Raw genomic sequence first — 11766 nt, 5'->3', positions numbered from 1 at the left:
CGATAATCTTAAGAGGGAACCATGCTGAAAAGACTAAGCCTTGCCGCTGCCGCGCTCGGCGTTACCACCCTGCCCGCTTTCGCGCATTTGAACCCGGAAGAACACGGCTCCTTCATGGCCGGCGTTTCGCACCCCTTTTTCGGTGCGGACCATATTCTGGCGATGGTGGCTGTCGGCATCTGGGCTTCACAGATCGCCTTTTCCCGCAATGACCGCAAGGCGCTGTGGATCGTGCCCACCGCCTTTGTCGGCACCATGGCCGTGGGCTTCCTGATGGCGGTTTACGGCATTGGCCTTCCCTTCGTCGAACCCGCCATTCTCGCCTCCGTTATCGGTCTTGGCCTTCTGGTCGCCATGGCGGCAAGGCTGCCCACGGCAGCGGCGGCGGCCGTCGTCGGTGCTTTCGCCCTTTTCCACGGCCACGCGCATGGTGGCGAACTCGGCAGCGCCGGCGCGCTGCAATTCGGCTTCGGTTTCATGATCGCCACCGCCATCCTGCATCTAGCCGGTATCGCGCTCGGTCTCGGCATCGCCCGCTTCGGCCCGGTCGCCAGCCGCACGGTTGGCGCGCTGACCGCGATTGCGGGCCTCTCGCTCGCCTTTGGCGGCTGAGGATCATTACCGAAATTTAAAATTCGGACCGCTTTGAAAAGCCAAAATTGTGGCCTACCTCCTTATCGTGGATTTACGCTTCACGGTAAGGAGGCAGCATATGTCACCGGAAGAAAGCCAGCTTCTCAAGGGCCTGTTCGAAAGAACCAAGGCCGCATCCGCCACCCCGCGGGACCGCGAGGCGGAAACATTGATCGCAGACGCCGTGCGCGATCAGCCCGCAGCTCCCTATTATCTCGCGCAGGCGGTGATCGTTCAGGAGAAGGGTCTGGAAGCGGCAGCAGCCCATATCAAGCAGCTCGAAGAACGCATCCACGCGTTGGAAAGCGCCAATCCGGCCCCTCAGGCCGCCGCCCAGGGCGGCTTTCTCAGTTCCATCTTCGGCACCGGCCAGCCGCAGCCACCAGCCCCGACACCTGCACCTGCTGCCGCCGCGCCAGCTTCGTGGCGCAACGATACCGCCGGACAGACGGCCGGTCCGTGGGGATCGCAGGCAGCCCAGCAGCAGCCGGGTGGACCGTGGAGCCAGCAGCCAGCAGCGGCCGGTCGGTCCGGCGGTGGCTTTCTGCAGGGCGCGCTCGGCACCGCCGCCGGCGTTGCAGGCGGCATGTTGCTTGCCAATTCTCTAAGCGGCATCTTCGGCAGCCACATGTCGTCGCTCGGTCTTGGCTCGCCCTTCGGCGGCAGCAGTGGCACTGGCAATGCGCCGGTCGAAGAAACGGTCATCAACAACTATTATGGTGACAGCGCCAACCCGCAGGATAACAATGACGACGATATCCAGCAGGCCGATTACGACGACAGCGCCGATGATGCCGATTTCGATTCAGGCGACGACAGCTCGTTCGTCTGAGCTTTTTGTCCCCTGAACAGCCGGGTCAGCCACGGCCGCGATAAGTGGCAACGCCCTGATCCGGCAGCCATACGCCCTCGGGCGCCGGTCCGGTCTGCCAGAAGACGTCGATCGGAATGCCGCCGCGCGGATACCAGTAGGCGCCGATGCGCAGCCACTTCGGCTGCAGCAATTCCACCAGCCGTTTGGCGATATAGACCGAGCAATCCTCGTGAAACGCACCATGGTTGCGGAAGGACTGCAGGAACAGCTTCAGCGACTTCGATTCCACCAGAAAATCGCCGGGAATATAATCAATAACGATATGGGCGAAATCCGGCTGGCCGGTCATCGGGCAAAGCGAGGTGAATTCGGGCGCGGTGAAGCGCACGACATAGTCGGTGCCGGCATTGCCGTTCGGCACTTTTTCGAGAACGGCCTTTTCCGGGCTCTCTGGCGTATCGACCTTCGTGCCCAGCTGCGACAGGCCGGAAACATCCGTCACGGACATGAATAACTCCTGTTCAATTAAACGATCACTTTGACGCCATGCGCTTTTTCGCCTTCCGGCTCGACGTGAATGGCAAGGCTGGCGCCCGGTATGACGTCCCTTATGGCATCTTCAAGGCGGTCGCAAATATCATGCGCTTCACGCACCGTCATGACGGCCGGCACGACGACGTGAAAATCGATGAAGGCGGCCGAACCGGCGCGGCGGGTCCTGAGATCATGGACACCGATAATGCCACCGGAATTGGCCGCAATCGCTTTCTTGATCGCTTCATCCTCTTCCGGCTCCACGGCACGGTCCATCAGCCCGCCCAGCGAATGCAGGATGACCTTGGAGCCCTGGAACAGGATGTTGATGGCGACCAATATCGCGAGCACCGGATCGAGAATGGCATAACCCGTCGCAAGCGCCAGAATGAGCCCGACGAGAACGCCTGCCGACGTCACGACATCTGACATGATATGGTGGCCATCAGCGGCAAGGGCCGGCGAGGTGTGTTTCTTCCCAACGCGGATGAGGATCGTTGCCCAGACGGCATTGATCGCACCCGCCGCCGCATTGATGACGAGACCGAGAACCGGTGCCTCCGGCAACCTTGGGCTGGTAAGCGCCCCCCAGGCTTCCTGCACGATCAAGAGAGCCGCGACGACAATCAGCACCCCTTCCACGACAGCGGAAATATACTCCGCCTTGTGGTGGCCGAACTGGTGGTCGTCGTCCGCCGGCTTCTGGGCGTAGCGAATGACGAAATAAGCGATGAAAGCCGCGACGACGTTGACGGTGGATTCCAGACCATCCGACAGCAGCGCGACCGAGCCGGTGACCCACCAGGCCACGAGCTTCAGGCCCAGCACGCCGAAAGAAAGCGGGATGCCCCAGAATGCGAGCTTTCTGACCAGCGCATTGCCTTCAATGTTCATTTTCTGTCCCCGTGCGGATGCGAACGAATTGCATCATCAAGTCCCAAAACGCACGAACCGCGCGCACGGGGTGCCCGTGCGCGCGGTTCGCTATTTGCGCGTTCTATCGTTCAAACCATGGCAAAGGTCAAGAGCCGCAGAGGCGCTCAAGGCCTCACGGCCGGCTTTTCTGTTCGCAGAAACGGACGCGGTTGCCAAAAGGGTCGGTCACCTCCATCACGTCGCCCCATGGCAATTCTTCGACACCCGGCTTCATGAAGCGATAATCCTTCGCCGCCAGTTCGCTCTGAAAGGCGTGAACGCCGTGCATGGTGACGAAGATGTTCGAGCCCGGTGTCGCATCGCCATGATGGCCGCTGAGATGAAGGCCCATTCCAGCCCGGGAAACCTGCATATAAAGCGGGAAATTCTCACCGAAGCGATGTTCCCAATCCACGGCGAAGCCAAGAAAATCGATATAGAACTCGCGCGCCTTCGCCTCGTCGAATATCCTGATGATCGGGAACATCTTCTCGAACCCGATATCTCCCTCCAATCGCGTCCCGGCATCGGTCATCCTGCATCGATCCTTTTCAGGTCCTAAAACGAAACCGGCCGCAACGGGTGCGGCCGGTCAGGATCAGCTTACTCGGCTGCGACGATCTTGCCGTCCTGCCACTTGAACAGCGAGAAGGCCTGCGAGGTCAGGTCGCCGCTTTCACCATAGGTGACCTTGCCGATGGCGGTCGGGAAAGCTTCGCCGCTCTTCAGAACCTTGGCGACCGCTTCGGAATCCTTGGCGTCGCCCGCCTTTTCGATACCGGCCTTGAGGACTTCGACGGCAGCGTATGCATTGAGCGTGAAGGCTTCCGCCGGAATGTTGGCGGCCTTCAGGGCTTCTGCGGCGCTCTTGGAATCATCGTTCTTCAGGGCGTCGGAGGCGTTGGTGAAGATCGTGCCTTCGCCGGCCTGCGAACCAATGTTCCAGAATTCGCTGTTCGACAGGCCGTCACCGCCGATAATGGCAGCCTTGGCACCGACATCCTTGAGCTGGCGCGCCAGAAGACCCGCTTCCGGGTGGTAACCGCCAAAATAGACGATATCGACATTTTCAGACTTCAGACGAGCCGTCAGTGCGCCGAAATCCTTTTCACCGGGTGTCAGGGCATCATAGAGAACCTCGGTGACACCGCCGGCATTCAGCGTTGCTTTAAAGGCATCCGCCAGACCCTTGCCATAGGCGCCCTTGTCATGAATGATCGCGATCTTCTTGTCCTTGAGATTGGCGAGAACGTATTTCGCTGCAACCTCGGCCTGCTGGTCGTCACGACCGCAGGTGCGGAAGACATTCGACAGGCCGCGGTTGGTCAGGCCCGGCGCAGTTGCCGTCGGCGTCACCATCAGCACACCGTTTTCGGCAAAGACGTCCGACGCCGGAATGGCGACGCCCGATGTTACCGGACCAACGACGAAATGGATCCCTTCGGCAACCAGCTGGTTGGCTGCGGAAACGCCCTGCTTCGGCTCGCCGCCATCATCGGCAAGCTTCAACACGACCTGTTCGCCGAGGATGCCGCCCTTTTTGTTGATTTCATTGACTGCCGTCTGGGCGCCATTCTTGACCTGGTCGCCATAGGCAGCGACGGGGCCGGTGAGCGGCGCAATCAGGCCGATGACGATCTCGGCATGGGCAAGGGGTGCGAATGCGAAGGACGCGGCGAGCGTCACGCTGGTCAATGTCTTCAGTTTCATCCTGGTGTCTCCTTGGAAATGGGGGCCTCGCCCCGATGAGCGCCATGGGCGTCGACCGAATGAAGCTATCGGACGCCTCCGGCGAAAACCCGTTCCATGTTTGAATTCCGAGCCTTCCACTCAACTCATACGGAAGGTTTGATGCCTTATGCAAGTCACCTTTGCTGGATTAGCTCCATTAGCGGTAAATCCTTCACCGGATCGACAGCAATTGTCTCATGTCTGCACATTCGACCGTTCGGAAACGCTTGGCCTTTTGCCGCTGCTGGAGGATAATATGCCATGACTACAGCAGATGAAGAATTTCTGGCGGGGTTGCCCGTCTTCCGGCATTTCGAAGACGTGGCAGACCCTGCGCTTTATCGCGCCCTGCCGCCGGGTTGGGCGCTGGCCATCGCCGATATCATCGATTCGACGGCGGCGATCGGCACCGGTCGCTACAAGGCGGTCAACATGGCTGGCGCAGCGGTCATATCTGCTGTCTCTAACAGTCTTGAACGTCACGATCTGCCCTTCGTTTTCGGCGGCGATGGCGCAGCCGTTGCCGTGCCGCCGCGGAGCCTGAGTGTCGCCCGCACCGCGCTCTCCAACGTGCAGCGCTGGGTAAAGGACGATCTCGACCTGGCGATGCGCGTCGCGCTCGTTCCCATCGAGGATATTCGCGACAATGGTTTCGACATCCGTGTCGCCCGTTTCCAGGCGAGCGACGACGTTTCCTACGCCATGTTTTCGGGTGGCGGCAACAGCTGGGCGGAAGCCCGGATGAAGGAGGGGCAATATGCGCTCGCCGCAGCCGACGCAGGTGCGCGCCCAGACCTGACAGGACTGTCCTGTCGCTGGAATCCCATCCCGGCATCCCATGGCAAGGTGGTGTCGGTCATCGCCGTGCCGGGACCGTCGCAGGACATGCCGGCATTCCGCCAGCTGGTCATCGATCTTGTCGATCTCGCCGAGCAGGACAGCAGACACGGCCACCCGGTGCCGGAAGACGGACCGAAACTCGGTTTCGTGGGCGAAGGTCTCGGCCTGGAAGCCCGCGCCGGTGCTGCGCATCAGGATTTATGGGGCAGGACGCGTCGCGCGATGCGGGTTCTTAGCGAGAGCCTTCTCGTCAACATCCTCGGGCTCACCAAACTGTCGCTCGGGCGGTTCAACGCCGCCAATTACCGGCGTTCGGTCGCCAGCAACACGGATTTCCGAAAGTTCGATGACGGTTTGAAGATGACCGTCGATATCGATGCCACGCGGCTTGAAAAAATACGCTCACGGCTGGAACAGGGGCGTCTGTCGGGAAGCTGCTATTACGGTCTGCACGAGCAGGATGCCGCGCTGATGACCTGTATCGTGCCCTCTCCGCTTTCCCGGGACCACATGCATTTCGTCGATGGCGCCGATGGCGGTTATGCGGCTGCGGCAAGCCATCTCAAACAACAGATGCAGTCTGCGATGCTTCAGGCGCGCCCGGTTTGACCGGAAACGTCGCAAGCTCTATTTTTCTTCGTTAACCGGGTAACGCCGGCGCAAATCCCGTCACAGTGCCTCTTGCGAAACGCTCTGCCGACGCCGATCAAACAAAGCCACGAGACCGCTACGCTCCATCCCTGGCCCTTTTGCGCCCGACAACACGCAAAAAAGAAAACCGGCGCGATGCGCCGGTTTCAGTCAAGTCCTGCTTCCGACCCATCAAAAGGCCGTTGGCTCAGGCAGCGGTCTTGCTGCTCTTCTGCGTCTGGCAATAAATATCCTCAAGCGAGGCGAGGATTTTTTTGACGGATTCGGAATTGCTGGAATAATAGATGGTCTGCGCATCCCGTCTTGTCTTTACCAGTCGCTGGGCACGCAATTTTGAAAGATGCTGCGAGAGAGCGGACTGGCTGAGACCAACCTGGGAAGCGAGAACACCAACTGGCACTTCCGTATCCACCAGCGTGCACAAGATCATCAAACGCTTGGGATTCGCCATGGCTGACAGCAGGTCTGCAGCGGCGATGCTATGTTCCGAAAGAGATTGGTTATCCATACGCTCAAGTCTCCTGATGACAGCCAAAAACGACGGTCATGGTGGCTATTATAGGTGTTCCAAATGGAGTTTTTATAATTCGTTCAACAACTTGTATATACCTAAATCTTGCTTATATCGTGGCCTTTCCAAAGAATATTGTTCATCGACTATCGAGTTAAGATACGTCGATTAAATTATAGGATTTTTGCCAGATTTTTCGAAAAAACATAATAAAAAACGCATTAGTAACACTATTCACAAGAAATAAACGATCATGACTTGATCATTGCAGTCATTACGCTTGACGCCGGATTTCGGCACCGCAATCTATTAACACCTTAAATTTAGTAGCGAACCAAGAATCTTGCTTAACATTGCGCAATTTTCTCCAAGTTTGCAATATGATTTTTATTCGTAATTATTTTAATGCATAACTTATGATATCAAAAATAGTCTTTCCCGCCACTGAAACGTTTAAATTGGCGCCCCTGAAGATTTCGTCCAAATAAAAAGGGCCTCCAACGCGGAGGCCCTTTTAGACTTCGAGACGACGAATCACTATTTTTTGCGGTGGCGCGTCAGCCCCGCCACGACCTCGTCGGCCGAAATCGTGCCCACGATCGCGCCATTATCGACGACGCCAATCGCGCCGGCGTGTTTTGAAAGCGCATCGAGAATATCGATAAGCGGCGACGAGGGAAGAGCCGTGGCCGCCACGGAGAGGTTCCCGTTCCGCTCGTCCACACCGCGTTTCATCACGTCGGCGGCTGTCAGCATGGAGATCGGGTTCATGTTCTGCACGAAATCCGCGACATAGGGGGTGGCGGGCTCCCTGACGATCTGCTGCGGCGTTCCGCACTGGATGATGCGTCCGCCCTCCATCATGGCGATACGGTTGCCGATGCGGAAGGCTTCGTCCAGATCGTGACTGACGAACAAAATGGTCTTCTTCAGCCGGCTCTGGAATTCCAGAAGCTCGTCCTGCAGACGGCTTCTGATGAGGGGATCGAGCGCCGAGAACGGCTCGTCCATCAACAGGATCGGCGCGCCGGTGGCAAAGGCTCTCGCCAGCCCTACACGCTGCTGCATGCCGCCGGAGAGTTCGCCCACCTTCCGGTCAGCCCAGGCGGAAAGGTTCACCAGTTCCAGCTGCTCCGCGACCATGCGTTTGCGCTCTGCTTCCGGTACGCCGGAAAGCTCCAGCCCGAAGCCGACATTGTCGGCGACATTGCGCCAGGGCAAGAGGCCGAACTGCTGGAAGACCATCGAAACCGTGTGCATGCGCAGGTCACGCAGCGCCTTTGCCGACGACCTGTATGGATCGACAAAGCCCGACTTGGTCTTCACACCCACATTGCCGCGCACGACGGGCGCAAGCCCGTTGACGGCCCGCAGAAGGGTCGACTTGCCCGAACCGGAAAGCCCCATGAGCACAAGTATCTCGCCCTCGCTGACGCTCAGAGAGGCATTGGCGACACCGAGAACCAGACCGGTCTCGACATTGATCTCGTCGCGTGTGCTGCCCCTGTCGATCAGCGGCAGCGCCGCCTCGGGCCGGTCGCCGAAAACAATATCGACATTACCAAAGATGATCGCGTCACTCATAGGTCATCCTCCGCGCCGGGAAGCCGGAAAAGTCGGTCGAGCACAATCGCAAGCACAACGATGCAAAGTCCCGCCTCAAAGCCCATGGCGATGTTGACGGTGTTCAGCGCGCGCACGACGGGCACACCGAGACCATTGGCGCCGACGAGGGCGGAAATGACCACCATCGACAGCGACAGCATGATCGTCTGGGTGAGGCCGGCCATGATCTGCGGCGCAGCGAAAGGAAGTTCCACCTTGCGCAGCACCTGCGAGGGCGTAGCGCCGAAGGCCACGGCGGCCTCGACCAGTGCCGGCGGCGTCGAGATGATGCCGAGGCGGGTAAGGCGAACGGGAGCCGGAATGGCGAAGATGACGGTGGCGATCAGCCCAGGCACCATGCCGAGGCCGAACAAAACCAGTGCGGGAATAAGATAAACGAAGGTCGGAATGGTCTGCATCAGATCCAGAACCGGGCGCATGCCGGCATAGATCCACTTGCGCCGCGCCGCCAGAATGCCGAGCGGCACGCCGATGATCATACAGACAGCGCTGGCAGCGATAACGAGCGCCAGCGTCTCCGTGGTCGCCTTCCAGTAGCCGAGGTTGATGATCAGCAGCATGCCGAGCGCCGTGAAGATCGGCATGCCGGCCGAACGGCGCGTCCAGGCCGAAAGCGCCGTCAGGATGGCGACGATGATGAGCGGATGCGGCGCTTGGAGCACATACAGCAGCGCGTTGATGACGCTTTGGAAAATGAAGGAAAGCCAGTCGAAAAAAAATGCGAGATTGCCGGTCAGCCAGTCGATGGCCTCCTTGGCATATCTGCCGACGGGCAGGCGGTTTTCAGGAGCGCTGAGCCATTCCACGGTAAGAAAAGACCTTTCGTGAACTAAAACAATTCCGGCAGAATGCGTTGTGTTTCTGCCTTGGGAATTGCGCAGACAACAAAATACGGAGCGTCGTCATCCAGTTGCCCGGATTGCTCCAATCGAGAAAAAGACGACCGGCAACGGGACTGCCGGACGCGGCACTGGCGCATGACTGTCCATGTCTGAAATTTTACAGGCAAGGGCACGCATGGGCATCGTTATTCCCATTGATCCGGCCTGACGGGCAGGCCGGATACAGTCACGCATAATCTTGCGGCTTAAAGGCCGAGAGCCTTCTTGACGGCAGGCAGGGCATCGGCACTGCCATCCTTGGTCTTGACGTTGGCAAGCCACGGCTCGATTGCAGCCGGGTTGGCCTTCAGCCACGCCGTTGCCGCCGCCTCGCCTTCGAGACCGTCATTCAGGATCTTGCCCATGATCTCGTTTTCCATGGGCAGGGAAAATTGCAGGTTCTTGAGGAGCGTTCCGACATTGGCGCATTCCTCTACATAACCCTTGCGGACATTGGTGTAGATCGTCGCGCCGCCGAAATTAGGACCGAATACCTCGTCACCACCGGTCAGATAGGTGAGCTTGAAATTCGTGTTCATCGGATGCGGTTCCCAGCCGAGGAAGACAATCGGCTCGCCAGCTTTGTCGGCACGCGCGACCTGCGCCAACATGCCCTGCTCGGACGATTCCACGACTTGGAAATCCTTGAGCCCGAACGTGTCCTTGGACACCATGTCGAGGATCAGGCGGTTGCCGTCATTGCCGGGCTCGATGCCGTAAATCTTGCCATCGAGTTCAGCGCTGTGGGCGGCGATATCCTTGAAATCCTTGATGCCGAGTTCGGCGCCCTTGGCATTGGTCGCCAGCGTATATTTGGCGCCGGTCAGATTTTCACGCAGCACCTCGACCGATTTGTCGGCGCGGTAGGGCGCGAGATCGCCTTCCATGGTGGGCATCCAGTTGCCCAGGAAGACGTCGATATTGTTGTTTTTCAACGACGTATAGGTGACTGGCACGGAGAGAAGCTTGACGTCGGTTTCATAACCAAGGCTTTTCAAGAGCACCGTAGCGGTTGCCGTGGTTGCGGTGATGTCGGTCCAGCCCACATCGGAGAAACGCACTGTACCACAGCTTGCAGGTTCGGCGGCACTGGCCGCGCTGAACGTCATGGAGGAGATTGCTGCGGCCAGAACCAGACAGCGACGTCTATTTGCAAACATTGTTTGCTCCCTTTTTTTCGTTCCCTCGCCATTATCAATATCTTCCGGCCACAATCAACTCGCGTGCATTTGCGTGCTTTCGGACCTCGTTTGCGACAAAATCGTGAAAATGTCGGCATTTCGCGCCGTTATGTCGAAAAGCGGATGGCCCCAGAAATCTGTGTGTTTCCAGCGGCCATACTGTTCAATCCACCTCATCGCCTCCAAAAGACGCTGATGCGGAATCAGCATGTTTGGCGCGTACCAGTGAAAAGCGCGACGGTGTCCGGAGAGTGGATGATGGCAAAACTCTATTTCAATTATTCGACGATGAATGCCGGCAAATCGACCATGCTGCTGCAGGCGTCCTACAATTATCAGGAACGCGGCATGCGCACGCTGATTTTCACCGCAGCTTTCGATCACCGCGCTGGCGTCGGCCGTGTGGCCTCGCGAATCGGCCTCTCCTCCCCCGCCCTCACCTTTGACGAAAACACCGATCTGTTCGCCGAGGTGTCGGCGCTCCATTCCGAAGCGCCCGTCGCCTGCGTCTTCATTGATGAGGCAAATTTTCTCTCCGAACACCACGTCTGGCAGCTTGCCGACATTGCCGACCGGCTGAATATTCCGGTCATGACCTATGGCCTGCGCACGGATTTTCAGGGAAAACTTTTCCCGGCCTCGAAAGAACTGCTCGCCATCGCCGACGAACTCCGCGAAATCCGCACCATCTGCCATTGCGGCCGCAAGGCGACGATGGTCGCCCGCTTCGACAATGAAGGAAAGGTCGTTACGGAAGGCGCGCAGATCGAGGTCGGGGGTAACGAGAAATATGTATCCTTCTGCCGCCGCCATTGGGTGGAGACGGTGAACGGCGGCTAACGGTCTGCGTCGCGTTGCCGCATTTGATTTTTCGCAAAGATCGCTCCCCCGCCCTTCGCTAGAACGGCAGCGACACATCCCAGCTGGATGTGCTTTCGCTCAGGAGCAAGATAATGCTGAACAGAACTTCCAGATTTGCAAGCGTCGCTGTCGTCGCGTGCCTTTTCGCGCTTCCCGCACTTTCTGCTGAAATCGAGGTGAAGATGCTGAACAAGGGCAGCGACGGGCAGGCGATGGTATTCGAGCCCGCGACCGTCAAGGCCGCCGTCGGCGACGTCATCACCTTCGTCCCGGTCGACAAGGGTCATGATGCCGCAGCCGTCAAGGAGATGCTCCCGGAAGGTGTCGCCGATTTCAAGGGCAAGATGAACGAAGCCGTGAAGGTCACCGTCGAGAAGGGAGGCGCTTACGTCGTTAAATGCACGCCGCATCTCGGCATGGGCATGGTTGCACTCGTCGTTGTCGGCGAAGGGACGCCGGCCAATCTGGACGCCGTCAAGAACGGCAAGTTGCCGAAAAAGGCCCGGGACCGGCTGAACGACGAGATCGCCAAGCTTCGCCTCTGAGCTCCTCCGCCTGCATCCGTGACGCCCCGCTTCTTCGCCTGCC

The 11766-nt window shown here is 58.8% G+C and carries 13 protein-coding genes; 5 read left to right on the top strand and 8 right to left on the bottom strand.

What is annotated here, in order from left to right:
* The first annotated feature begins 21 nt into the window (after positions 1 to 21).
* On the top strand, positions 22 to 612 hold the full coding sequence (locus AT6N2_RS13505) for a HupE/UreJ family protein (protein WP_209087400.1): 591 nt from the start codon (positions 22 to 24) through the stop codon (positions 610 to 612).
* A gap of 100 nt (positions 613 to 712) precedes the next feature.
* Entirely contained in the window at positions 713 to 1465 is a 753-nt protein-coding gene (locus tag AT6N2_RS13500) for a DUF2076 domain-containing protein (protein ID WP_209087398.1), read from the top strand.
* 25 nt (positions 1466 to 1490) lie between these two features.
* On the opposite strand, the gene queF is transcribed toward AT6N2_RS13500, so the two are convergent.
* From queF to AT6N2_RS13480, 4 genes are all read right to left on the bottom strand, one after another.
* Positions 1491 to 1955, bottom strand: coding sequence for a preQ(1) synthase (queF, locus tag AT6N2_RS13495; protein WP_004430149.1), 465 nt, complete (start codon positions 1953 to 1955; stop codon positions 1491 to 1493).
* 17 nt (positions 1956 to 1972) lie between these two features.
* The gene (locus tag AT6N2_RS13490) at positions 1973 to 2875 is read right to left on the bottom strand and encodes a cation diffusion facilitator family transporter (protein ID WP_144577185.1); all 903 of its coding nucleotides are present in this window, start codon (positions 2873 to 2875) and stop codon (positions 1973 to 1975) included.
* Positions 2876 to 3029: 154 nt separating this feature from the next.
* Positions 3030 to 3431: a glyoxalase superfamily protein gene (locus AT6N2_RS13485; RefSeq protein ID WP_063950716.1), complete on the bottom strand. Its 402-nt coding sequence runs from the start codon at positions 3429 to 3431 to the stop codon at positions 3030 to 3032.
* A gap of 68 nt (positions 3432 to 3499) precedes the next feature.
* The gene (locus AT6N2_RS13480) at positions 3500 to 4606 is read right to left on the bottom strand and encodes a branched-chain amino acid ABC transporter substrate-binding protein (RefSeq protein WP_063950717.1); all 1107 of its coding nucleotides are present in this window, start codon (positions 4604 to 4606) and stop codon (positions 3500 to 3502) included.
* Between the two features lie 282 nt (positions 4607 to 4888).
* Here AT6N2_RS13480 and AT6N2_RS13475 point away from each other — a divergent pair, with 282 nt between their 5' ends.
* Positions 4889 to 6076, top strand: a complete 1188-nt coding sequence (locus AT6N2_RS13475; protein WP_209087396.1) for a DUF3095 domain-containing protein — start codon at positions 4889 to 4891, stop codon at positions 6074 to 6076.
* Between the two features lie 229 nt (positions 6077 to 6305).
* Here AT6N2_RS13475 and AT6N2_RS13470 read toward each other — a convergent pair whose 3' ends face one another.
* The 4 genes from AT6N2_RS13470 to AT6N2_RS13455 all read right to left on the bottom strand — a co-directional run bounded on the left by AT6N2_RS13470 (position 6306) and on the right by AT6N2_RS13455 (position 10245).
* Positions 6306 to 6626 (bottom strand): ArsR/SmtB family transcription factor, encoded by a 321-nt coding sequence (locus AT6N2_RS13470; protein WP_063950719.1) that lies wholly within the window; start codon positions 6624 to 6626, stop codon positions 6306 to 6308.
* A gap of 540 nt (positions 6627 to 7166) precedes the next feature.
* Entirely contained in the window at positions 7167 to 8213 is a 1047-nt protein-coding gene (gene choV / locus AT6N2_RS13465; protein WP_063950720.1) for a choline ABC transporter ATP-binding protein, read from the bottom strand.
* Positions 8210 to 9061: a choline ABC transporter permease subunit gene (choW, locus tag AT6N2_RS13460; protein ID WP_209087394.1), complete on the bottom strand. Its 852-nt coding sequence runs from the start codon at positions 9059 to 9061 to the stop codon at positions 8210 to 8212. Before choW ends, choV begins: the two co-directional genes overlap by 4 nt.
* A 281-nt stretch (positions 9062 to 9342) precedes the next feature.
* Positions 9343 to 10245: a choline ABC transporter substrate-binding protein gene (locus AT6N2_RS13455; RefSeq protein ID WP_371417879.1), complete on the bottom strand. Its 903-nt coding sequence runs from the start codon at positions 10243 to 10245 to the stop codon at positions 9343 to 9345.
* 330 nt (positions 10246 to 10575) lie between these two features.
* Here AT6N2_RS13455 and AT6N2_RS13450 point away from each other — a divergent pair, with 330 nt between their 5' ends.
* Positions 10576 to 11157: a thymidine kinase gene (locus AT6N2_RS13450; protein ID WP_063950810.1), complete on the top strand. Its 582-nt coding sequence runs from the start codon at positions 10576 to 10578 to the stop codon at positions 11155 to 11157.
* Between the two features lie 113 nt (positions 11158 to 11270).
* Positions 11271 to 11723 carry a pseudoazurin gene (locus AT6N2_RS13445; protein WP_209087392.1) on the top strand — a complete coding sequence of 151 codons (453 nt, stop codon included), beginning with the start codon at positions 11271 to 11273 and terminating at the stop codon, positions 11721 to 11723.
* Positions 11724 to 11766 lie beyond the last annotated feature (43 nt).

It is taken from the genome of Agrobacterium tumefaciens (assembly GCF_017726655.1).
In the GTDB taxonomy this organism is placed as follows: Bacteria; Pseudomonadota; Alphaproteobacteria; order Rhizobiales; family Rhizobiaceae; genus Agrobacterium; species Agrobacterium tumefaciens_B.
Note: the sequence above shows the minus strand (reverse complement) of the source record. Positions and strands in the feature narration are given on the sequence as shown.

Excerpts from the sequence above, each read along its gene's own strand:
- AT6N2_RS13500 (WP_209087398.1), top strand. The coding sequence starts at position 713 with ATGTCACCGGAAGAAAGCCAGCTTCTCAAGGGCCTGTTCGAAAGAACC.
- AT6N2_RS13455 (WP_371417879.1), bottom strand. The coding sequence starts at position 10,245 with ATGACGTTCAGCGCGGCCAGTGCCGCCGAACCTGCAAGCTGTGGTACA.
- AT6N2_RS13470 (WP_063950719.1), bottom strand. The coding sequence starts at position 6,626 with ATGGATAACCAATCTCTTTCGGAACATAGCATCGCCGCTGCAGACCTG.
- queF (WP_004430149.1), bottom strand. The coding sequence starts at position 1,955 with ATGTCCGTGACGGATGTTTCCGGCCTGTCGCAGCTGGGCACGAAGGTC.
- AT6N2_RS13480 (WP_063950717.1), bottom strand. The coding sequence starts at position 4,606 with ATGAAACTGAAGACATTGACCAGCGTGACGCTCGCCGCGTCCTTCGCA.
- AT6N2_RS13475 (WP_209087396.1), top strand. The coding sequence starts at position 4,889 with ATGACTACAGCAGATGAAGAATTTCTGGCGGGGTTGCCCGTCTTCCGG.
- AT6N2_RS13445 (WP_209087392.1), top strand. The coding sequence starts at position 11,271 with ATGCTGAACAGAACTTCCAGATTTGCAAGCGTCGCTGTCGTCGCGTGC.
- AT6N2_RS13450 (WP_063950810.1), top strand. The coding sequence starts at position 10,576 with ATGGCAAAACTCTATTTCAATTATTCGACGATGAATGCCGGCAAATCG.
- AT6N2_RS13485 (WP_063950716.1), bottom strand. The coding sequence starts at position 3,431 with ATGACCGATGCCGGGACGCGATTGGAGGGAGATATCGGGTTCGAGAAG.
- choV (WP_063950720.1), bottom strand. The coding sequence starts at position 8,213 with ATGAGTGACGCGATCATCTTTGGTAATGTCGATATTGTTTTCGGCGAC.
- AT6N2_RS13490 (WP_144577185.1), bottom strand. The coding sequence starts at position 2,875 with ATGAACATTGAAGGCAATGCGCTGGTCAGAAAGCTCGCATTCTGGGGC.
- AT6N2_RS13505 (WP_209087400.1), top strand. The coding sequence starts at position 22 with ATGCTGAAAAGACTAAGCCTTGCCGCTGCCGCGCTCGGCGTTACCACC.